The sequence below is a fragment of the Ruegeria sp. J8 genome, assembly GCF_056531925.1.
This window is the reverse complement of the sequence record NZ_JBQFMR010000005.1, coordinates 171,046-191,929: the sequence shown is the minus strand read 5'-3', so window position 1 is coordinate 191,929 and position 20,884 is coordinate 171,046. Positions and strand designations below refer to the sequence as shown.

Here is a 20,884-nt window from a genome sequence, read left to right as displayed (position 1 = left end):
AGATAGAATGTGTGGAATGGACCGATGACAAAAACAGCATTAATTACCGGCATCACTGGGCAGGATGGCTCTTACTTGGCCGAGTTTTTGCTGGAAAAAGGATATGAGGTGCATGGTATCAAGCGCCGTGCCTCGTCATTTAACACGCAGCGGATCGACCACATCTATCAGGACCCGCACGTGCCGAATCCACGCCTTCATCTGCACTATGGCGATCTGAGCGACACGTCGAACCTGACCCGGATCATCCAGCAGGTGCAACCGGATGAGGTTTATAACCTGGGAGCGCAATCCCACGTGGCGGTCAGCTTTGAGTCGCCGGAATACACTGCCGATGTGGACGCCATCGGAACCCTGCGCCTGTTGGAAGCGATCCGCTTTCTGGGGCTGGAGGAGAAAACCCGGTTCTATCAGGCCTCGACTTCGGAGCTTTACGGTCTGGTTCAGGAAATTCCGCAGCGTGAGACAACGCCGTTCCATCCGCGCTCACCCTATGCGGTGGCCAAGCTTTATTCTTATTGGATCACGGTGAACTACCGCGAAGCCTATGGAATGTATGCCTGCAACGGAATCCTCTTCAATCACGAAAGCCCACGCCGGGGCGAGACGTTTGTCACCCGCAAGATCACGCGGGGGTTGGCCAATATCGCGCAGGGTCTGGAAGAGTGTCTGTATATGGGCAATATCGACAGCCTGCGGGATTGGGGTCACGCCAAGGACTATGTGCGTATGCAGTGGCTGATGTTGCAGCAGGATACGCCAGAGGATTTCGTGATCGCAACCGGGGTGCAGTATTCGGTGCGTCAGTTCATCGAATGGTCAGCGGCCGAACTGGGCGTGACGCTGGCGTTTTCGGGCGACGGCGTGGATGAGATTGCCACTGTGGTCTCGGTCGAAGGCGCGGATGCGCCTGCATTGAAGGCCGGGGACGTTGTGATGCGGATCGACCCGCAATATTTCCGCCCGGCTGAAGTGGAAACTCTGTTGGGCGATCCGTCAAATGCCAAAAACAAACTGGGGTGGGAACCCGAGTTGACCGTTCAGGAAATGTGCGCCGAAATGGTGCGTGAGGATTTGAAGACCGCCAAACGCCATGCCTTGTTGAAAGAGCACGGGTATGACTTGCCGGTCAGTCTGGAAAATGGCTGAGGAGCGGGGCATGCGAAAGATCTATGTTGCCGGACATCGCGGCATGGTCGGTGGCGCGATCCTGCGTCGGTTGCAAGGCCGTAAAAAAGCAGGTGAAGCGCTTGAGCTCATCACCCGCACCCATGCCGAGCTTGATCTGACCGATCAGGCGGCAGTTCGCGACTTCATGCAATCCGAACGCCCCGATGTGGTGGTGCTGGCCGCCGCCAAGGTTGGGGGCATTCATGCCAACAACACCTATCCAGCCAATTTCATTTACGAAAATCTGATGATCGAGTGCAATGTGATCCATCAGGCTTTTGCTGCAGGGGTTCAGACCCTATTGCAATTGGGCAGTTCCTGCATCTACCCGCGCGCGGTTCCGCAACCCATGCGCGAAGATGCCCTGCTAACTGGCGTGTTGGAGCCGACAAATGAACCCTATGCAGTCGCCAAGATCGCGGGGATCAAGCTGTGCGAAAGTTACAACCGGCAGCATGGGGTCGACTACCGCTCGGTCATGCCGACGAACCTTTATGGTCCGGGTGACAATTTCCACCCCGAGAACAGCCATGTGCTGCCCGCCCTAATCCGCCGCTTTCACGAGGCCAAGCGCGACGGGCTGGATGAGGTGGTGATCTGGGGCACTGGCAAGCCCCGGCGCGAATTCCTGCATGTGGACGATATGGCCGAGGCCTCGTTGTTCGTGCTCGACCTGCCGCGCGATATTTACGAGGCCAATACCCAGCCGATGCTGAGCCATATCAATGTGGGCTGTGGTGAAGATATCTCGATCGCGGAACTTGCCGCATTGGTGGCGCGGACCGTGGGGTATGACGGGCGGATTTCACAGGATAGCAGCAAGCCGGACGGGACGATGCGCAAGTTGATGGATGTCTCGCGGCTGGCCGACATGGGATGGCGCGCGCGGGTCGGGCTGGATGACGGTATTCGCGAAACCTATGCGTGGTTTCTGGACCAGTCTCAGGCGCAAATCCGCGCGAAGTAGCCGCCCGACATATTGCCGGGCGTCCTAAGATCAGAACCAGCGACCGATGGCGACAGCGCCGGGGGCGACCATGGCGGCGTCCGAGGTGAACGATTGCACCTTGTAGGCAACCTGCGCCGCGCTTGGGGTGCCCCATGCAGCAAAGCGGATTGTGGTGCCGCCATCACCGGACAGTGCTGGGACAGAACCCGCTGCAAAGGGCATCGGGAAGGTCCAGGTGGCTTCGGCGCTGGTAAACCCCGCGCCTGTCGCCGTGGTGCAATCCGTCGGGCTTAGCCGGGCTGCGCAAATTTGGGTGCCATCTGCAAAACGGACATAGTCGCCATTCACGTTTGAACCCCGTTCGATCACTGCGCCCGTCGGGGTGCCTGCGTTTTCTTGGACCGAGCCCAAAAGGTTGCCGGGCCCATAACCGTAATCCGCCCGCATCAAACGGCCGGTTGTGGTGTCACTGGCGTTTTGCTGGATCGCAGTACCGGATGCAGTGCCGGTTGCGGGGTCAAAAGCCAACGCGTCGCTCCAGTTGCTGCCATCCGGGGATACTTTGATCGTAAACCCAGTGGTTCCGGTCAAACCCATCTCGGCATGACCGGTCCATTCCGACTGGAACAGCAGCGATGCGGTCTCGCCCGCCGCCGCCTTGTTGATCTTCATCTGATGACCAGCGCCATCATGGCTCAGCAGTGTTGCAGCTGCCCGCACCGCAAGTTTGTTGGTATCGTCATACGAAGTTCCTATGCCTACGCCGTTCAGATTCTGCGTACCGGCGGGGGGGGCTATCCAGCTCGACCCGTCCCACGATTTGAGGATGCCATCACCCTGATCCCAGGCACGCCATCCCAAGCTTGGGTCAAAAAACACCCAGCCATTGTCCAGCCATGCAGCCAGCTTCCCGCCCTGTCCCGCCCAATCGCCGGTGGGCGCGGCACCCAAAGCGTGGATGTCACCCTGCGCGGGCGTCGCAGGCGGGGTAACAGCATCGGTTGCGATAAGGCTGAGTTGCACGACCAGATCCAGATGGCGCAGAGCTTCGTTGTGGGTGACATGCTTTTGCGCCTGCGATGGCTGGATAAATGGCAGGTTCAAACGGGGTGAGTTCTGTGACATTGGGCGCGCCCTCCTGTGGTTGTCGGTCCGGCATTCACTGCGCGCCACAATGAGATTAAGCGCATGAATCCCGTGTGACCGGCACGCACGGCGGCGAAACCAGCTGGTAACTTCCAGTTTGCAAGCAGATGTTGGTTAGTCGCGGGCGTAGATGTCTTCGTATCGGATGATGTCGTCCTCACCCAGATACGAGCCTGTCTGCACCTCGATCAGAACCATCGGAACCTTGCCCGGGTTCTCCATCCGATGGACCGCGCCCAGCGGGATGTAGACCGATTGGTTTTCCGAGACCAGACGCACCTCGTCATCAATCGTGACTTTCGCCGTTCCTTCCACAACGATCCAGTGCTCGGACCGATGGTGATGCGATTGCAAGCTTAGCGCGGCGCCGGGATGCACGTGGATGCGTTTGACCTGAAAGCGGTCGCCGATCACCAGGCTTTCGAACCAGCCCCAGGGGCGATGATCCACCGGCAGGGATTCTGCCTGCTTCGCGCCCTTTTCCTTCAGGGCGGCAACAGCTTTCTTCACGTCCTGCGCCCGATCCATACTGGCCACAAGAACGGCGTCTGGCATTGCAATGGCGATCATGTCTTGTACCCCCAACGCGACTACTTCCTGCGCCGAGGATTCCGAGCGGATCAGCACGTTCTGACAGTCGATAGCGGTCGCCTCGCCTGCAGTTGCGACCCCTTGCGCGTCTGGTTCTCCCAACTCGTGAACAGCGGACCAACTGCCGACATCGGACCAGCCTGCGGCATAGGGCACGACGCTCAGGTTCGGGGCTTTTTCCATGACGGCGTAGTCGATCGAGATATCCTCGACCTGCGACCAAGCCTCGGGGTCAAGGCGCAAGAAACCAAGGTCCGTTTTGGCGTTCGAGACTGCGGCGCGCACAGGGTCCATCAATTGGGCCGCATGGCCTTCAAAGGCTGCGATGATATCGCGGACCGCAAACAAGAAGATGCCCGAATTCCACAGATAGCTGCCATCCTCCAACATGGATTGTGCGCGGGCCAGGTCGGGCTTTTCAACAAACCGTTCCAGTGGAACAGCTTGGCCCTCACCGGTCGGTGCATGGCTGAGTTTCAAATAGCCATAGCCGGTTTCGGGGCGGTCGGGCTGAATACCGAATGTGACCAAATCACTGCGAGTGGTGATGGCGTCCACACCGGCTGCAACGGCCGTATGAAATGCCAGTTTGTCCGGAACCACATGATCGGACGGGGCGACCAGCATCACCGCATCGGGGTCGCTGGCGTGCAGATAGAGCGCGGCGGCCAGAACCGCCGGGGCGGTGTTGCGCCCTTCGGGTTCGATCAGAATGGGGCCGGGATCAATGCCAATTTCCGCCAGTTGTTCGGGCACCACAAAGCGAAAAGCATCATTGGTCAGAATCAATGGCTTGGCATAAGGGGCATCCGCAGGGCCACGCATCCGCTCGGCACAATCCTGCAACAGGCTTGTCGCGCCGATCAGCGGCACGAATTGCTTGGGATAGCTTTTGCGCGACAAGGGCCACAGTCGAGTCCCCGCCCCACCGCAAAGAATCACGGGATAAATCGTAGTCATCAATATCTGCCTATTAGCGCGTCGCGCCTATATTGCGCGTCTTGCGATCAAAGGAAAGAGTGGCCGATTACTGGGCCGCCTGATCCGTCGCAACAATGTCATGCAGATATTCGCGCAGATCGTCGCGCAGATCCGGGCGGGCCAGAGCAAAGGCCACGGTGGCTTGCAGGAACCCGGACTTGGAACCGCAGTCGAACCGCTGGCCTTCAAACTTGTAGCCAAAGACGGGAACTCCGTTGCCGATATCTTCTGCAATGGCGTCAGTCAGCTGGATCTCACCGCCGCTGCCTTTCTTCTTTTGGTTGAGGTTGTAGAGAACCGACGGCCCAAGAATATAGCGCCCGATCACAGCCAGATTCGACGGGGCTTCTTCGGGTTTTGGTTTCTCTACCATGCCGCGCGCGCGCACAACCGATCCGATGTTTTCACCGACATCCAGAACACCGTAAGATTTTGTTTTCTCTTGCGGAACTTCCATCGCGGCAACCATATTGCCGCCGGTTTCCTCATAGGCTTCGACCATCTGTTGAAGGCAAGGTTTGTCCCCCGCAATCACATCGTCGGGCAGCATAACGGCAAAGGGCTCATCCCCGATCAGGCGGCGGGCGCACCAGACTGCGTGCCCAAGACCAAGTGCTTTGTGCTGACGAATATAGGCAATCGCGCCGCTTTCCATATTGGTGGCATTCAGCGCTTCCAGCAGGTCATCCTTACCCTTGGCTTTCAATTCCTGTTCGAGGATGTGGTTGTGATCAAAGTAGTCTTCCAGGGCAGATTTCCCGCGTGACGTGACAAAGATGAATTCCGTAATTCCGGCTGCCCGGGCTTCGTCGATCGCGTATTGAACCAGCGGGCGATCCACCAGAGTCATGATCTCTTTTGGGACGGATTTCGTCGCAGGCAAAAAGCGGGTACCAAGTCCCGCTACCGGGAAAATTGCTTTGGTGACCTTGCGTGCCATAGTACCTCTCAAGTTCAATCTATAGTGCCGGAAATTCCGTCTAGTGCCCACGGCGAGTTCATAGGCGGTGCGCCCGGAATGTACAACGTCAACACTCGTATCAAATAACCAATCGCCGACAAGCGTGCCACTCAGACGGCAGGAAGTCAAAACGATCCGATGTCAAAGGTGCGCGCCGGGCGAATGAGTTCCAACGGTTTGGAAACAATCTTACTTATTTGAGTTAAACTAGTGCTGAATTATTAGTTAATCTTGCCTGCAAATTAAGCAGGGTTTGAATACGCCCGAAGTCAGCATTCTGACTTCGGGCCGGGTATCACCCATTGGCCATGATGGCATCCAACGGGTCGTGTTCGGCGACAAAGTGGTCAGTACGAACTTCGCTGAGGCTTGGAACATAGTCGGTCTCACCGGCAGACAACCGGCTGGGCAAAAAGCGCAGCGCGGCTTTGGGGTCCATGGGTGAGGGCAGCTCTCCTGGCAGCTTCAGCCGCTGACGGGTGCGTTCCACATCCGGGTCAGGGATCGGAACGGCCGAGATCAGCGACTTGGTGTAAGGATGGATCGGGTCCGAGCAGATCACCTCGCCATCGCCCAGCTCCACGATCCGACCCAGATACAATACCATGATCCGGTTCGACACGGCGCGTACCACCGACAGATCGTGGCTGATGAAGATCATCGACAGACCGAACTCCTGCTGCAACTCGCGAAGCAATTCAACGATTTGCGCCTGAATGGACACGTCCAAGGCCGAGACTGCCTCGTCGCAGATGATCAGCTTGGGTTTGTTGATCATCGCGCGCGCGATGCCGACCCGTTGGTTCTGACCGCCTGACAACTCGTGCGGATAACGGTTGATCATGTTGGCATTCAGGCCCACACGCTCCATCATTTCGCTGACCATCTGCTTGCGCTCGCGGTCCGTCAGATCGGGGCGATAGGTCTTGAGCGGCTCGGCGATTGAGGCCGAGATTGTCATGCGCGGATCGAGGCTGGCCAATGGGTCTTGAAAGACGATCTGCAAGTCCTTGCGGTACTTGTTCAGCTCGGCCCGTTTCAGACCTACAATAGGATGGCCCAACCAGCTGACATTTCCGCCACTGGGTTCTATCAGTTGTAACACGGCGCGCGCCAGCGTGGACTTGCCGCAGCCGGATTCGCCCACAACGCCCAGAGTTTCACCCTTGCGGATGTCAAAGCTTACGCCATCGACGGCTTTGAGTGGCACTTTGCGCCCGAACAGCCCGCCTTTGACGTTGATCGGGAAATGCACCTTGACGTCATCGACCTTGAGCAGCGGTTCTTCGACCTTCTCCAACGCCTTGGGCGCATCGCCCGCATCAATGCGTGGCATCGCCTCGAGAAGGGTGCGGGTATAGTCGTGCTGCGGGTTGCGGAAAATTGCGCGGGTGTCTCCGGCCTCAACAAATTCGCCCATGCGCATGACTTGAATGCGGTCGCACATACGGGCGACTACGCCCATATCATGGGTGATCAGGGCAATGGCGGTGCCTTCGTCTTTTTGCAGGCGCACCATCAGGTCCAGAATGTCGGCCTGAACGGTCACGTCCAGCGCCGTGGTGGGCTCATCCGCGATCAGCAGCTTGGGATTGCACAGCATCGACATGGCGATCATCACGCGTTGGCGCATCCCGCCGGACAGTTCGTGGGGGAACTGGTCCAGTCGCCGCGCGGCCTCAGGGATACGGACGCGGTTCAGCCAGTCCAGGCAGCGGGCCCGCGCCTTCGCGCCTTGCAACCCTTCATGCACCTGCAGAACCTCGCGCATTTGCTGGCCTATCCGAAGATGCGGAGTAAGTGCCGTCAACGGGTCCTGAAAGATCATGCCCACGTCAGAGCCACGGATCTTGTTCAGGCGGTTGATCGGCAGGTTCAGGATTTCGGTGCCGTTCAGAGTGGCCGACCCCAGCGCCCGTCCTGCGGGTGGTAGCAAGCCCATCGCGGCCATGAAGGTCTGGCTTTTGCCCGACCCGCTTTCGCCCACGATGCCAAGGCATTCGCCGGGGTTGATGTCGAAGCTGATGCCTTTGACGGCCTCGACCACGCCATCGGGGGTGTCGAACTGGACCTTCAGGTCTTTTACGGAAAACAGGCTCATATCAGCGATCCTTCGGGTCCAGAGCGTCACGCAGACCATCCCCGATGAAGAACATCGTGATGATGATGGCGACGTAGAAAGTCAGCGGGAACATCAATTGCCACAGGGTGCCATACCCCATGGTTCCCGCCCCTTCCGCGATGAGACGACCCAGCGAGGTGTACGGTTCTGAAATCCCCAGCCCAAGGAACGAGATAAAGCTCTCGGTCAGGATCATTTCGGGCACCAGAAGCGAGGCATAGACGATCACAACGCCCAGCAAGTTGGGCAGGATATGGCGGTACATGATGGTAAATTCGCTGACACCTGCGGCGCGGGCGGCCTCGATAAACTCGCGGTTCTTCAGGGTCAGGGTCTGACCCCGTACGATCCGCGCCATGGTCAGCCAACCAACCGCGCCAAGGGCGATGAACAGCATGAAGAAGGATCGACCCGCCACGACAAGCAGCAGAATAATCACCAGAGTTGCCGGGATCGCCAGCAAGATGTCGACAAAGCGCATCATGACGCTGTCGGTCCGGCCACCGATATAGCCGGCGGCGATGCCATAGCAGGTGCCAACGATCAGCGCTGTCGCTGCACCGATCAGACCGACCAGCAGCGATGTGGTGGTGGCCTGAATGACGCGGCTGTACAGATCGCGCCCCAAGTCATCGACGCCAAAGAAATGGCCGGTTTCGACTGAGGGCATACCCATGCCCTGCACGTCACCCATAACGTTCCAGTCGATCTCTTCATTGTTCCAGACCGCGAAGTAGGGCCCGACAAGGGTGAACAGAACGATCAGCGCCAGAATGATTACGCTGGCCATCGCGGCCTTGTTGCGCACAAAACGCATCCGTGCGTCTTGCCACAGTGAACGCCCCTGAATGACCGTGTAATCGGTGATATCTTCGGCCAGATGGGCGGCTTTTTGAGATTTTCCAAGCATGTTTCGCCCCTTAGTACCGGATTTTCGGATCGAACCAGGCATAGGCTAGGTCGGTCAAAAGGTTCACGATTACGGTCAGCGCGCCATAGAGGATCGTGACCCCCAAGAGCACCGCATAGTCACGCGAGAGGGCCGAGCCGACATAGGCTTGCCCCAGACCGCCGGTCGAGAAATAGATGTCAACGAAGACCGAACCCGTCAGAACATAGACGAAGACCGGTCCCAGATAGGACACCACCGGCAAAAGCGTCGGTTTCAGCGCATGGCGCCAGATCACGGTTCTGGTCGGCAGTCCTTTGGCCCGCGCGGTGCGGATGAAGTTCGAGTTCAGAACCTCGAGCATAGACGATCGCGTGATCCGCGCGATCGAGCCGATATATGAGGTCGCGAGCGCGATAACGGGCATGATCAGATATGGCCATTGCCCTCCGTTCCAGCCACCGCCCGGCAGCCAACCCAGCCAAAGGGTGAAGGTCAGGATCAGGATCGGGCCCATGATGAAGTTCGGCAGCGCCTGAGCTGCAATGCCCAGACCGACAGCGAAATAGTCGATCCAGCTATTGTGCTTGATGGCCGCCGCAATCCCCAGCCCCACACCAATCGTGGTGGCAAACAGGAACGACAGGGACCCATAGGTCAGTGAGATCGGGAAACCTTGGGCGATGATATCATTCACATCGCGATCCTTGAACTTGAAGGATGGCCCGAAATCGAAATGCACCACGATGTTATACAGATAGTCCCAAAGCTGCTTCCACAGCGGCTGGTCCAGCCCATAGCGTGCCTCGATATTGGCCAGAACCGCGGGCGGCAGAGGCCGTTCCGAGGTAAAGGGCCCACCGGGCGCGAAGTGCATCAGAAAGAAACTGGCGACGATCAGCAAAAGGATCGTCGGAACGGCGACCAATAGCCGCCGGATAATATAGGCAAGCATTTCATGCCCCCAATTATTGGCTGTGCCCCAAAGCGGTCCTTGGGGCACAGCGGGATCTAAAGGTGATTACTCGGCTGTTTTGTAGAGGTTTTTGGAGTACCAGTTCTGCTCTACGTTATTGACCGGCCAGTTCCCCACATCGCTGTCCATCATATAGACGCCAGCATAGTGATAGATCGGGATGACGGGGGTCTCTTGCGCGATGATACGCTCGACCTCGGTATAAAGCGGCGCGGCATCGTCTGCGGTTTTGGCAGAGGCCAGCAGTTCATCAACTTTGGCGTTGTTGTACTTGCCGTCGTTATAGCCCGAATCGGACTGCAACAGGTCCAAGAAGGTCGAGGCTTCGTTATAGTCGCCACACCATGCGCCACGGGCCAGATCGAAGTTCTGGTTGCCACGCTCTTCCAGGAACACTTTCCATTCCATGTTGGCCAGCTCGGCGTTCACGCCCAGTTTCTGTTTCCACATCTGGCTCAGCGCCACGGCAACTTTCTTGTGCGCTTCTGACGTGTTGTAGACCATCTCGAAGCTCAGCGGATTGTCTGCGCCATAACCAGCCTCGGCCAGCAGTTCTTTGGCCAGTTCGTCCCGTTCGGCTTGCGACATCGACGCCATTTCGACGTCCGGAACGGTGAAGCCTGCGGTTGCTTCGGGTGCGAAAGTATATGCCTGCGGCTGACCGCCTGCCATGATGTTCTCGGTGATGATCTTACGATCGACAGCAAGCGACAGGGCCTGACGGACATTCGGGTCTTTGAACGCTTCCGGACCACCTTCGGACAGGTTGAACGTGTAATAATAGTTGCACAGACGCGGGAAGCTGATCGCCTCTTCCGGGTGCTCTTTTTGCAGGCGCGGGAACTGGCCTGCGGGCACTTCGGTGCGGTCCAGTTCACCGGCCAGATAGCGGGTCAGGGCCACGTTTTCGTCGTTAATGACCAAGGCCACGACTTTTTCGATAATCGTGTTGTCGTTGTCCCAGTACATCTCGTTGCGCTCGCGAACCGAGCGTTCCTGCGGCAGATGCTCGGTCAGAACATAAGCACCGTTCGACACGATGTTGCCGGGCTTGGTCCAGGCGTCGCCGAACTCCTCAATCACTTTCTGCGGGGCAGGGAAGGTGGTCGCATGCGTGGTCATCTGCGGGAAATAGGACAGCGGCGCGCTAAGCTTTACTTCCAGCGTGTGGTCGTCGATGGCTTTGACGGCCAGATCGTCAACCGGCTTTTCGCCTGCGATAATTTCAGACGCGTTCTCGATCGACATCAACTCCATGTACCACGCATAGGGCGAAGACAGCGCGGGATCGACGGCACGTTTCCAGGCGTAAACGAAATCGCCAGCTGTAACCGGATCTCCATTGGACCACTTGGCATTGTCGCGCAGGGTGAAGGTATAGACGTCCTTGGCATCATTGGTGGTGAAGCTGGTGGCAACACCCGGCACCAGATTACCGTCTTCGTCCTGGTTCATCAGACCTTCGAACAGATCGCGGACGATCTCGGCGCCCGAAACATCCTCAACTACCTGCGGATCGACCGAGCTGTGCTCGTCCAGAATGCGATAGGTGAACGTCTGGTCATCGGCCAGCGCTTCGCCCGTGGTTGGGTGGGTTCCGGCGGCAAAAGCCGCGCCGGTGATCATAGTAGAGGTCAGCAGGCCTGCTAGAGATGTCCGAATATACTTGTTCATATTGTTAACTCCCGTTTTTTGAAGGCAAGGCGCACGCAGCCGATCAGGGTGGCCCGTTGCCACCTTGATTGCCCGACCAGAAAGCGGCCCGGAACAGGTTCAGATTTTGCTTTGTCAGATCGCAATGAACACCGCGTCACTGGGTTTCGGTTTGCAGTCAGGAATGTTGTTGCGAAAGTCGCCTTTCACTGGGGCAGACGTTGGCATTATTTCAAAAAAGGTTAAAGCCTTTGCCTGCAAATTAGGCAACCTTAGGTGGATTGTGAATGAAACCGAGAGGTCGCAGGCAATAAAATGGCGAAACTTGACGTGTTCTTGACACTTTCGTGAAGCATGAGGCTTGGACTTGACCTGAAGTCTTTGTGTTTCCCTCACGTCACCTGATCCAAAAATGCGAATCGCTCCTGAATCCCTCTGTCCGTCTTGTGATCCGGCAATCAGGCGCTTGGGCCTTGGCACCGCGCACGACAGAGTATAACAGGGCGCATCCCGGTCGCAGCCTACCCGGGTATCAAAACAAGGGTTCAAAATATGAAAACGATCGTAATCTGCTCGGGCGGGCTGGATTCGGTATCTTTGGCGCATATGGTTGCGCAGAATCACGAATTGGCGGGCCTGATCTCTTTCGACTATGGCCAGCGTCACCGCAAAGAGCTGGACTATGCTGCGCTTTGCGCGCTGCGCCTTGGTGTGCCCCATGACATCATCGACCTGCGTTCGGTTGGAGCGGTTCTGACCGGCTCGGCCCTGACCGATGATGTGGATGTGCCCGATGGGCACTATGCCGAAGACAGCATGAAAGTGACCGTGGTGCCCAACCGCAACGCCATCATGCTGACAGTTGCATTCGGTGCCGCCGCCGCCCGTGGGGCAGATGCGGTGGCCACCGCCGTGCATGGTGGGGATCACTTCATCTATCCCGATTGCCGCCCTGCCTTCACCGAAGCCTTTGAGGCAATGCAGAAGCTGGCGCTGGACGGCTATGCCGACGTCTCGCTGTTCACGCCGTTCGTGCATCGCAGCAAAGCCGATATCGTGACCGAGGGCGCGCGTGTGAACACCCCCTTTGCCCAAACATGGTCCTGCTACAAAGGCGGAGACAACCATTGCGGGCGCTGCGGTACCTGTGTCGAGCGGCGAGAGGCCTTCCATCTGGCCGGTATCCCTGACCCTACAACCTATGACGACCCTGATTTCTGGGTGGCAGCCACGACACAGAAGGAAAGCGCCTGATGTATCGGATCACCAAGGAATTCCACTTTTCTGCCTCGCACCAACTGACCCATCTGCCTGACGATCACCAATGCGCGCGGATGCACGGGCATAATTATGTGGTCGAGGTCGAACTGGCCGCCAAGGACCTGAACGCTGACGGGTTTGTCCGCGATTATGGCGAGCTGAAGCCGCTCAAGCCCTATATCGACGAGACGTTTGATCATCGCCATCTGAACGATGTGATGAACATCCTGACCACGGCCGAGAATATGGCGCGTCATTTCTATGACTGGTGTGCTGCCCGTTGGCCGGAAACCGCTGCCGTGCGGGTCAGCGAAACTCCTAAAACATGGGCCGAGTATCGCTCATGACCCGCCTGCGCATTGCCGAGATTTTCGGCCCCACGATTCAGGGCGAAGGCGCGCTGATCGGGGAACCTACTGTATTCGTGCGCACCGGCGGATGTGATTACCGGTGCAGCTGGTGCGACAGCCTGCACGCGGTTGATACTGCCTATCGTCATGACTGGGCGGCGATGACCACGGATGCGGTTTGGAGCCGAGTGCGCGACCTGTCAGGCGGGCGGCCTTTGACCGTGTCGCTGTCGGGTGGCAATCCTGCCATTCAGGACTTTGCGCCCCTGGTCGCGTTGGGACGGACAGAGGGTTATCGGTTCGCCTGCGAAACGCAGGGCTCCATCGCAAAGCCGTGGTTCAACGATCTGGATACGCTGGTTCTGAGCCCCAAACCGCTCTCGAGCGGGGAGACGGTGGATTGGGTCGCGTTCGACGCCTGTCTGACGGCTGCTGGAAACGGCCCCAAAACGGTGATGAAAATCGTGATCTTTGATGAGCGTGACTACGCTTGGGCCCGTGCCGCGGCGGATCGCTATCCGGCGCTGCCACTGTATCTACAGCCGGGTAATGAGACGGTCGACCCCACGCAGCCCGTCGATCCGCAAACCCTGTCGGATCGGCTGCTATGGCTGGTCGAGAAAGTCACCGCAGATGGCTGGTTCACCCCTCGGGTGTTGCCGCAACTGCATGTCCTATTGTGGGGCAACAAACGCGGGGTCTAAAACCCCATCAGGAGAAGACAATGGAAACCATCTACAGCGACCTGACCCAATTGGGCGGCAAAACCGAACTGCCCACCTCTCCCGAAACCGCCGAGCTGGAACGGGTGCAAAACCCGCAGGCCGATATCGACTATTGCGTGCGGTTCACCGCGCCCGAGTTCACCTCGCTGTGCCCGATGACGGGGCAGCCGGATTTTGCACATCTGGTGATCGACTATGTGCCCGGCGAATGGTTGGTGGAATCGAAGTCGCTCAAGCTGTTTCTGGGCTCGTTCCGCAATCACGGCGCGTTTCACGAAGATTGCACCGTGTCCATCGCGCGCCGTCTGGTCGATTTTCTTGACCCGCGCTGGCTACGGATCGGCGGGTACTGGTATCCGCGGGGCGGTATTCCGATTGATGTTTTCTGGCAGACGGGGGCCATGCCTGAACATGTCTGGATCCCCGATCAGGGCGTGCCGCCCTATCGCGGGCGCGGCTGACACCGCCCACTTGGTTCGGGCGAAAACGCGACCCTAAAAAGCCTTGAGTAATCGTGTGGTTCTGCCGATAGTTGACCCTGATATCGGTATAAGGGCTTTTGGGTGTGAGGTATTTCAGTTGGTCGCGGGTGCTCGTGCTGGTTGTGCTTGCACTTGTGTCCGCGCAATCCGTTTTTGCCAGCGACAGTTTTCTGGACCCGCAGGGGCCGATTGCGGCCGTGCAGAAGACCCATCTGCTGCGCGCAACGGCTCTGATCCTGATTGCGGTGATCCCGGTGTTGGTGCTGGTACCCCTGATCGCCTACCGCTATCGCCGTCGCCCCGACACCTCTGCCACTTACCGACCCAAATGGGATTTCTCGGGGCCTCTGGAATTTGCTATGTGGGGTGTGCCGGTACTGATCGTGGCCATCCTGTCGTTCTACTTGTGGAAAGCGACGCATCGGCTTGATCCCTATGCCGCCCCGTTTGGAGACCAACCCGCCCTGAACGTGCAGGTTGTGGGGCTCGACTGGAAATGGCTGTTCATCTACCCCGATCATGGCATCGCCAGCGTGGGAGAGTTCGGCATACCCGTGAACCAGCAGGTGGCCCTGACCTTGACGACCGATACGGTCATGCAATCCTTCATGATCCCGGCGCTGGCAGGGCAGATTTACGCGATGCCCGGCATGACAACCAAATTGCATCTGGTGGCCGACACCCCCCGGACCATGCAGGGCGAAAACACCCAATATAACGGCCGTGGGTTCACCAAGCAGAAATTCGTGACGCAAGCGATGCAACCGGGCGATTTTGAGGCCTGGGTCAACAGCGTCCGCACCCATGGCATTCCGCTGACCGATGAGACCTATCAAACATTGGCCATGCGCACCGACCGCGATGAGGTACAGGCCGCGTTGGGTACGCCGCTCATGCCGCTCAACGCGCTGTATTTCACGATTGAGGAGGGGGATTTGTTCCACTCGATCCTGCACCGATATCACGGTGGGCAACCGCTACCGACAGATCAGCAACCCGGAACTGCAACCTATGGGCAGGAGGGTGCGCAATGACGTCGGAAGCAGGAGGGCTGATCGGGCGGTTAAGCTGGGATGCGTTCCCGATCGTAGGTCTGATCCAGACGCCAAACGCCAATGAGATCGTGGCCAATGCGGCCGCAGCCGTCGTGCTGGTCGGGGTGGTTGCCGTTGTAGGGCTGCTGACATGGTTCCGCCTGTGGGGGCCATTGTGGCGCGATTGGCTGACCAGTGCGGATCATAAGAAAATCGGCATCATGTACATCGTCTTTGCCATCGTCATGCTGGCTCGCGGAGTGTTGGAGGGCGTCGTTATGCGGGCCCAGCAGGCTGCGGGGCCTGGGGACGGGTTCCTTGAAGCCGAACATTTCGCCGAGCTTTTCAGCACCCATGGCACGATCATGGTGTTCTTTGTGGCGGTGCCCTTTGTGTTTGGGGTCGCGAACTTTCTGATCCCCCTGATGATCGGCGCGCGTGATGTTGCCTTTCCGGTCATGAACCAGATCGGCTTGGGCCTGACGGTTTCTGCCGGGATGATGTTGATGATTTCGCTGGTGGTGGGCGCTTTCTCGACCGGAGGGTGGACGGCCTATCCGCCCTATACCGGCGCCGCGTTCAACCCAGGGGTCGGGCCGGATTACTGGATTTGGGCGATTGTCGTATCGGGGATCGGCACCACCCTGACAGGAATCAACTTTGCGGTGACGATCTACAAGCTGCGGGCGCCGGGTATGACTTTCATGCGGCTGCCGATGTATTGCTGGACGATCATTTGCAGCTCGATCCTGATCATCTTTGCGATGCCGCCTTTGGGCGTGGCCGCTTTAATGCTGGCTGCCGACCGGTATCTGGATTTCCACTTTTTCACCAATGACCTTGGCGGCAACATGATGAACTACGCCAACCTGTTCTGGCTGTTCGGCCACCCCGAGGTCTATCTGTTGGTTCTGCCCGCCTACGGGATCTATTCCGAGATTTTTGCCACTTTTTCGGCCAAACGGCTTTATGGGTACAACTCGCTGGTCATTGCGACCATGTCGATTGCGATCCTGTCCTTTACCGTCTGGCTGCACCACTTCTTTACCATGGGGCAAAGCGCGCTGATCAATGCGGTTTTCGGCATCGCCACGATGTTGATCGCCATCCCGACCGGCGTGAAAGTCTATGACTGGATGGCGACGCTGTTTCGCGGGCGTATCCGGTTTTCGGTGCCGATGCTTTACGGTCTGGCCTTCCTGATGCTCTTTGTGATCGGAGGGCTGTCGGGTGTCACCCTTGCCAATCCGACCATCGACTACCAGGTGCACAATACTCTGTTCTTGGTGGCGCATTTCCACAATGTGCTACTGCCGGGGGTGCTGTTCGGGCTGTTGGCCGGGTATAACTATTGGTTCCCCAAGGCCTTCGGATTTCGCCTGAACGAAACATGGGGCCGGATTTCGGTGGCCCTGTGGACGGTTGGGTTCATGCTGACCTTCCTGCCGCTATATTTCGTGGGGCTCATGGGGATGCCGCGCCGGTCGTTCAGTTGGGAAGATCCCAGCTTTCACCCTTATATGATAGTGGCTGCACTGGGCTCGCTGGTCATTCTGGCCGCACTTTTGTCGGTTGTCGCGCAGTTGTGGGTCAGTATCAAACAGCGTGAAACCACACGCGTTCCTGTCGGGGACCCATGGGACGCGCGCACGTTGGAATGGTCCATCCCGGCCCCGCCGCCGCCCTATAATTTCGCCGTTATCCCGCAGGTGACAGACCGTGACGACTTTGCCGAAGCGAAAGAGCGCGGCGCGGCCTATCCAACGCCGGATGCCTACGAGGATATCCTGCTGCCGCGCAACACAAGCATCGGTTTCATCCTCTGCGTGCTCAGCGGGGTGTGGATGTTCGCACTTGTCTGGTGGATCTGGTGGCTGGCGGCGCTGACTACCGTTCTGATGCTCTTGTCCTTTATCGCCTGGACGTTCAGAACCGATACCGAAGAAGTTATCTCAGCCGAACAGGTGCGCAAGGAACACGAGGCCTGGCTGGATCTGGTCCGGGCAGCGACCCCCGTTGACCGCGATCACGAATATGCGTCGGAAAACCGCGGTCTCGCTCGCCCCGATCTGGAGGTGGCGACTTGAAACGCGCGCCCACTCACAGCTATCCGGGCCTGAATCTTGGTCGCCGCCACCCCGGCGCGGACAAGGCCAGTGAGGTCGTCTCGTTCGGGTTCTGGGTCTTTCTGATGAGCGATCTGGTTTATTTTGGCCTGATGTTCGCCATCTACATCACCATGATCGACGCTCAGGCCGGTGGCCCCGGTCCGCGTGAGCTGTTCGATCTGACCAGTATTTTCGCCCAGACGCTGATCCTGCTGACCAGCAGCCTGACGGTCGGGCTGGCAATGCTGGCGCTGAAATACAACCTGCCCCGATCCCGCATCGTGATGTGGTTCGGGATAACGCTGGTCCTTGGCCTCAGCTTTCTGGTGCTGGAACTGCGCGACTTTATGGCCATGGCAGAGAAGGGCGGAGTACCCCAGCGCAGCGGCTTCCTGTCGGCATTCTACGGGTTAGTCCCGCTACACGGGCTGCATGTTGCGGCGGGGTGCCTGTGGTTGATCGTGCTGGGCATACAGCTGCGCGTCTTTGGCCTGACTGATGTGCTGATGTCCCGCGTTGTGCGTCTGGCGCTGTTCTGGCACTTTCTCGACCTGATCTGGATCGGCATCATCACTATCGTCTACTTCGGAGGGCTGACCTATGGATAACCTCACCGAGATGCACCGGCGCGAACGCAGACGCTATGTTGTCGGTTACGGCGGTTCATTGGTGCTGACGCTGATCGTTTTCATCATTGCCTATGTGTTCGGCATTAAAACCACGGGCGTCTACCTGACGATTGGTCTGTTGGGCCTGGCCCAACTGATCGTGCAACTGGTGTATTTCCTGCATATTGATCGCCGCCGCAGCAGCCGCGAGGATTTGGACCTCGTGCTGTTTTCAACGCTTGTCCTGTTGATCATCATCGTGGGCACGGTCTGGATCATGGGCAATCTGTCGGTGCGGATGCATACCTATCCGATGTAGCCCGCGGGGGCCGCGATCAGTCACTGCGTCAGCCACATTCCCAGTACTACCGCCCCCCAGCACAGGGCAAGGCTGAACGCGATGTTGCCAGCGGCCAACACAAGGGTGCGTTCTCGTTTCAGGTCCAGCGTTTGATAGGCAAAGCTAGAAAACGTGGTGAAGCCGCCGCAGAATCCGAATACCAGTCGCCGCGCCTCCTCCCCCATCTCGACTGGCCCGCCGAGAACCCCTATCCAAAGCCCCAGCAACAGGCTGCCCAGCACGTTCACAAACAGCGTTGCAATCGGCAGATCGTGCCGCAGCCGCAAGGCGATCCAATGGCGCAGAACCGCTCCCAACCCTCCGCCGAGGCCAAAGATGGCGTGCAGATAGGCTTCGGTCATCTGGCCCCCTTCACGCCGTGAACGCGCCGCCCGACTGCCTCACCCAACAGGGCTGCGGCAAGGCCTAAGACAATCTCGGACGTGGCAGCATAGACCGCGCCCCATGGGCTAGTTGAGGCGATCGCGGCCAGATCGGCCACGAAAGAGGAAAAGGTGGACAGCCCGCCGCAAAACCCCACAGCTCCCAGATGCAATACATGCGCATGAACCCGGTGCCGGATGGAATAGAGCCAGCCTAGAACGAAACAGGCAAGAACATTGATCCCGAAGGTCGTCGTTACGGCCAAGATACTGGGCAGCGGGACCGACAACCCTTCACGCAGCAGCGAACCTGCCGCGCCGCCGACAAAAACGGCAAGGAACATGCGCCCAATGTTGGGTTGAAGTTTGCTATCAGTCACAGACCCTGCCCAGTTCTTTGTGCCTTTCGGCATACCCACTGGCTGGGGACGGATCAACCATCGACCGCCACTATCACGAATCCGCTGGAACAGGTGACAAATGGCATAAACGCTTGCAACAAAAGATCGAATTGCCCAACTTCCGATGTAACGCAGGCCAGTTCAGGAGAGCCCCAATGATAGTCCGCCGACTCTATTACTTTCTAAGCTGTGTTTGCCTGCCGCTGACCCTGATCCTTGGGTTTGTCTGGTCTCCGATCCATTGGCTGTTGATCTTGCTGATCCCCTACGCAGTGATCGGTCTGTACGACATGCTGACGACGAAGCACAATGTTCTGAACAATTACCCGGTGCTTGGGCATTTTCGCTATATGCTGGAGTTTGTCAGCCCCGAAATCCGCCAGTATTTCGTAGAAACGAACGAAAGTGGCCGCCCCTATAACCGAATTGTTCGCGGGTTGGTCTATTCCCGCGCGAAAGGTCAGGTGGACACGCAGGCTTTTGGGACGCAGTACGATATCAATTCCGTGGGTTATCACCGCACCAATCACTCACTCGCCCCCAAACATGTGGACGAAAGCGAAGAGCGCGTTTTGCTTGGCGGTCCGCAATGCTCCCAGCCTTACAATGCTTCGCGCCTGAACGTGTCGGCGATGAGCTTTGGCGCGCTTAGTGCAAATGCGATCAGGGCTCTGAACGGCGGTGCCAAGGATGGAGGATTTGCTCATAACACTGGCGAGGGCGGTTTGTCTCCGCATCATCTGGCCGAGGGTGGGGATATCATCTGGCAGATCGGAACCGGCTATTTTGGATGCCGCTCAGCGGATGGCGGGTTCGACAAGGACAAATTCGCCGAAAAGGCCAAAAAGGACGTTGTAAAGGCAATTGAGATCAAACTGTCGCAGGGGGCCAAGCCCTCGCATGGGGGGGTGTTGCCTGCCGCCAAGGTTGATGAGGAGATTGCTGAAATTCGTGGCGTTCCGGTGCACCAGGACGTCATTTCGCCCCCCACGCACTCCGCCTTTGAGGGTCCGACCGGATTGATGCAGTTCGTTCAGCATCTGCGTGAGATGTCGGGTGGTAAGCCGGTTGGCTTCAAGCTATGCATCGGTCGCCCGTCGGAATTCATGGCAATCTGCAAAGCGATGCTTGAGACAGGCATTCTGCCGGATTTCATCACTATTGACGGGTCCGAAGGGGGCACTGGCGCGGCTCCGGTCGAGTTCACCAACCGTCTGGGCATGCCTCTGAACGAGGCATTGATCTTTGTGAACAATTGCCTGCGTGGCGCAGGGTTGCGCGACAAGATCCGGGTGATTTGTTCGGGCAAAGTGGCCACCGGTTATGACATGATCGAGAAATTCGCGCTTGGTGCGGATATGTGTAACGCGGCAAGGGCGATGATGTTTGCCATTGGTTGTATTCAGGCGCTGCATTGCAACACCAACCGCTGCCCATCCGGCGTCGCCACGCAGGACCCGGTTCGTGGTCGCGCCGTGAACGTGCCGCAGAAACGACAGCGGGTTCATCGCTATCACGACGCCACGCTGGAAAGTTTCCGCGAAATTCTGGGGGCGATGGGCAAAGAGAAAGTGTCCGAACTTAACCCCTCGGATATCCGGCGTCGTACAGCGGATGAGCGAGAGCACTCTTACGCAGAACTGTACGATATCGTGGAAGAGGGCGCGTTCCTGGGCGATGCCGTCCCGGATGAGTTCGCAGCCGATTGGAAAATCGCCTCGGCCCAGCATTTCTGATTTTTTTCACGCGCGCGCC

The 20,884-nt window shown here is 58.1% G+C and carries 20 protein-coding genes; 11 read left to right on the top strand and 9 right to left on the bottom strand.

Annotated features, from left to right (window positions below; translation table 11 throughout):
* The first annotated feature begins 24 nt into the window (after window positions 1–24).
* Complete coding sequence (gmd, locus tag ACR0L1_RS12660) at window positions 25–1,149, top strand: GDP-mannose 4,6-dehydratase (protein ID WP_170773314.1); 1,125 nt, start codon at window positions 25–27, stop codon at window positions 1,147–1,149.
* A gap of 10 nt (window positions 1,150–1,159) precedes the next feature.
* Window positions 1,160–2,137, top strand: coding sequence for a GDP-L-fucose synthase (fcl, locus tag ACR0L1_RS12655; protein WP_480859161.1), 978 nt, complete (start codon window positions 1,160–1,162; stop codon window positions 2,135–2,137).
* Between the two features lie 30 nt (window positions 2,138–2,167).
* Here the strand turns inward: fcl and ACR0L1_RS12650 are convergent, their stop codons facing one another.
* The 7 genes from ACR0L1_RS12650 to ACR0L1_RS12620 all read right to left on the bottom strand — a co-directional run bounded on the left by ACR0L1_RS12650 (window position 2,168) and on the right by ACR0L1_RS12620 (window position 11,459).
* The gene (locus tag ACR0L1_RS12650; RefSeq protein ID WP_480859159.1) at window positions 2,168–3,244 is read right to left on the bottom strand and encodes a DUF2793 domain-containing protein; all 1,077 of its coding nucleotides are present in this window, start codon (window positions 3,242–3,244) and stop codon (window positions 2,168–2,170) included.
* 135 nt (window positions 3,245–3,379) lie between these two features.
* The gene (locus ACR0L1_RS12645; RefSeq protein ID WP_170789930.1) at window positions 3,380–4,816 is read right to left on the bottom strand and encodes a mannose-1-phosphate guanylyltransferase/mannose-6-phosphate isomerase; all 1,437 of its coding nucleotides are present in this window, start codon (window positions 4,814–4,816) and stop codon (window positions 3,380–3,382) included.
* 67 nt (window positions 4,817–4,883) lie between these two features.
* Window positions 4,884–5,777, bottom strand: a complete 894-nt coding sequence (gene galU, locus ACR0L1_RS12640) for a UTP--glucose-1-phosphate uridylyltransferase GalU (protein WP_170773319.1) — start codon at window positions 5,775–5,777, stop codon at window positions 4,884–4,886.
* A gap of 316 nt (window positions 5,778–6,093) precedes the next feature.
* Window positions 6,094–7,899, bottom strand: a complete 1,806-nt coding sequence (locus tag ACR0L1_RS12635; protein ID WP_480859157.1) for an ABC transporter ATP-binding protein — start codon at window positions 7,897–7,899, stop codon at window positions 6,094–6,096.
* A 1-nt stretch (window position 7,900) separates the two neighbouring features.
* Window positions 7,901–8,830 (bottom strand): ABC transporter permease subunit, encoded by a 930-nt coding sequence (locus tag ACR0L1_RS12630; RefSeq protein ID WP_480859155.1) that lies wholly within the window; start codon window positions 8,828–8,830, stop codon window positions 7,901–7,903.
* 10 nt (window positions 8,831–8,840) lie between these two features.
* Entirely contained in the window at window positions 8,841–9,764 is a 924-nt protein-coding gene (gene oppB, locus ACR0L1_RS12625; protein WP_170773326.1) for an oligopeptide ABC transporter permease OppB, read from the bottom strand.
* Window positions 9,765–9,830: 66 nt separating this feature from the next.
* Window positions 9,831–11,459: a peptide ABC transporter substrate-binding protein gene (locus ACR0L1_RS12620; protein WP_170773328.1), complete on the bottom strand. Its 1,629-nt coding sequence runs from the start codon at window positions 11,457–11,459 to the stop codon at window positions 9,831–9,833.
* Window positions 11,460–11,990: 531 nt separating this feature from the next.
* Between ACR0L1_RS12620 and queC the strand changes: the two genes are divergently transcribed.
* The 8 genes from queC (at window position 11,991) to ACR0L1_RS12580 (ending at window position 18,324) form a co-directional block, all read left to right on the top strand.
* Entirely contained in the window at window positions 11,991–12,692 is a 702-nt protein-coding gene (gene queC, locus ACR0L1_RS12615) for a 7-cyano-7-deazaguanine synthase QueC (protein WP_480859153.1), read from the top strand.
* The gene (queD, locus tag ACR0L1_RS12610; RefSeq protein ID WP_480859152.1) at window positions 12,692–13,045 is read left to right on the top strand and encodes a 6-carboxytetrahydropterin synthase QueD; all 354 of its coding nucleotides are present in this window, start codon (window positions 12,692–12,694) and stop codon (window positions 13,043–13,045) included. Before queC ends, queD begins: the two co-directional genes overlap by 1 nt.
* Window positions 13,042–13,752 (top strand): 7-carboxy-7-deazaguanine synthase QueE, encoded by a 711-nt coding sequence (gene queE / locus ACR0L1_RS12605; RefSeq protein WP_480859150.1) that lies wholly within the window; start codon window positions 13,042–13,044, stop codon window positions 13,750–13,752. Before queD ends, queE begins: the two co-directional genes overlap by 4 nt.
* A 20-nt stretch (window positions 13,753–13,772) precedes the next feature.
* The gene (gene queF, locus ACR0L1_RS12600; protein WP_480859148.1) at window positions 13,773–14,234 is read left to right on the top strand and encodes a preQ(1) synthase; all 462 of its coding nucleotides are present in this window, start codon (window positions 13,773–13,775) and stop codon (window positions 14,232–14,234) included.
* A gap of 134 nt (window positions 14,235–14,368) precedes the next feature.
* Window positions 14,369–15,289 (top strand): cytochrome ubiquinol oxidase subunit II, encoded by a 921-nt coding sequence (locus ACR0L1_RS12595; RefSeq protein ID WP_480503713.1) that lies wholly within the window; start codon window positions 14,369–14,371, stop codon window positions 15,287–15,289.
* Window positions 15,286–17,376, top strand: coding sequence for a cbb3-type cytochrome c oxidase subunit I (locus ACR0L1_RS12590; RefSeq protein ID WP_480859146.1), 2,091 nt, complete (start codon window positions 15,286–15,288; stop codon window positions 17,374–17,376). Before ACR0L1_RS12595 ends, ACR0L1_RS12590 begins: the two co-directional genes overlap by 4 nt.
* Window positions 17,373–18,005 carry a cytochrome c oxidase subunit 3 gene (locus tag ACR0L1_RS12585; protein WP_480859145.1) on the top strand — a complete coding sequence of 211 codons (633 nt, stop codon included), beginning with the start codon at window positions 17,373–17,375 and terminating at the stop codon, window positions 18,003–18,005. The genes ACR0L1_RS12590 and ACR0L1_RS12585 overlap by 4 nt, the downstream gene beginning before the upstream one ends.
* Window positions 17,998–18,324 (top strand): cytochrome o ubiquinol oxidase subunit IV, encoded by a 327-nt coding sequence (locus ACR0L1_RS12580; protein WP_237217442.1) that lies wholly within the window; start codon window positions 17,998–18,000, stop codon window positions 18,322–18,324. The genes ACR0L1_RS12585 and ACR0L1_RS12580 overlap by 8 nt, the downstream gene beginning before the upstream one ends.
* Before the next feature lie 20 nt (window positions 18,325–18,344).
* On the opposite strand, the gene ACR0L1_RS12575 is transcribed toward ACR0L1_RS12580, so the two are convergent.
* Together ACR0L1_RS12575 and ACR0L1_RS12570 are read right to left on the bottom strand one after the other, a co-directional pair.
* Window positions 18,345–18,707, bottom strand: a complete 363-nt coding sequence (locus ACR0L1_RS12575; protein WP_170773343.1) for a fluoride efflux transporter FluC — start codon at window positions 18,705–18,707, stop codon at window positions 18,345–18,347.
* Window positions 18,704–19,108, bottom strand: coding sequence for a fluoride efflux transporter FluC (locus tag ACR0L1_RS12570; protein WP_480859143.1), 405 nt, complete (start codon window positions 19,106–19,108; stop codon window positions 18,704–18,706). Before ACR0L1_RS12570 ends, ACR0L1_RS12575 begins: the two co-directional genes overlap by 4 nt.
* Window positions 19,109–19,284: 176 nt before the next feature.
* Between ACR0L1_RS12570 and ACR0L1_RS12565 the strand changes: the two genes are divergently transcribed.
* Window positions 19,285–20,865, top strand: a complete 1,581-nt coding sequence (locus ACR0L1_RS12565) for an FMN-binding glutamate synthase family protein (protein ID WP_480859141.1) — start codon at window positions 19,285–19,287, stop codon at window positions 20,863–20,865.
* Window positions 20,866–20,884: the final 19 nt, after the last annotated feature.

Bases quoted from the DNA above. Each gene is read 5' to 3' on its own strand.
- queD (WP_480859152.1), top strand. From the start codon at position 12,692: ATGTATCGGATCACCAAGGAATTCCACTTTTCTGCCTCGCACCAACTG.
- oppB (WP_170773326.1), bottom strand. From the start codon at position 9,764: ATGCTTGCCTATATTATCCGGCGGCTATTGGTCGCCGTTCCGACGATC.
- ACR0L1_RS12645 (WP_170789930.1), bottom strand. From the start codon at position 4,816: ATGACTACGATTTATCCCGTGATTCTTTGCGGTGGGGCGGGGACTCGA.
- queF (WP_480859148.1), top strand. From the start codon at position 13,773: ATGGAAACCATCTACAGCGACCTGACCCAATTGGGCGGCAAAACCGAA.
- ACR0L1_RS12590 (WP_480859146.1), top strand. From the start codon at position 15,286: ATGACGTCGGAAGCAGGAGGGCTGATCGGGCGGTTAAGCTGGGATGCG.
- ACR0L1_RS12630 (WP_480859155.1), bottom strand. From the start codon at position 8,830: ATGCTTGGAAAATCTCAAAAAGCCGCCCATCTGGCCGAAGATATCACC.
- ACR0L1_RS12565 (WP_480859141.1), top strand. From the start codon at position 19,285: ATGATAGTCCGCCGACTCTATTACTTTCTAAGCTGTGTTTGCCTGCCG.
- ACR0L1_RS12650 (WP_480859159.1), bottom strand. From the start codon at position 3,244: ATGTCACAGAACTCACCCCGTTTGAACCTGCCATTTATCCAGCCATCG.
- galU (WP_170773319.1), bottom strand. From the start codon at position 5,777: ATGGCACGCAAGGTCACCAAAGCAATTTTCCCGGTAGCGGGACTTGGT.
- queE (WP_480859150.1), top strand. From the start codon at position 13,042: ATGACCCGCCTGCGCATTGCCGAGATTTTCGGCCCCACGATTCAGGGC.
- ACR0L1_RS12575 (WP_170773343.1), bottom strand. From the start codon at position 18,707: ATGACCGAAGCCTATCTGCACGCCATCTTTGGCCTCGGCGGAGGGTTG.
- ACR0L1_RS12635 (WP_480859157.1), bottom strand. From the start codon at position 7,899: ATGAGCCTGTTTTCCGTAAAAGACCTGAAGGTCCAGTTCGACACCCCC.
- queC (WP_480859153.1), top strand. From the start codon at position 11,991: ATGAAAACGATCGTAATCTGCTCGGGCGGGCTGGATTCGGTATCTTTG.
- gmd (WP_170773314.1), top strand. From the start codon at position 25: ATGACAAAAACAGCATTAATTACCGGCATCACTGGGCAGGATGGCTCT.
- fcl (WP_480859161.1), top strand. From the start codon at position 1,160: ATGCGAAAGATCTATGTTGCCGGACATCGCGGCATGGTCGGTGGCGCG.
- ACR0L1_RS12620 (WP_170773328.1), bottom strand. From the start codon at position 11,459: ATGAACAAGTATATTCGGACATCTCTAGCAGGCCTGCTGACCTCTACT.
- ACR0L1_RS12580 (WP_237217442.1), top strand. From the start codon at position 17,998: ATGGATAACCTCACCGAGATGCACCGGCGCGAACGCAGACGCTATGTT.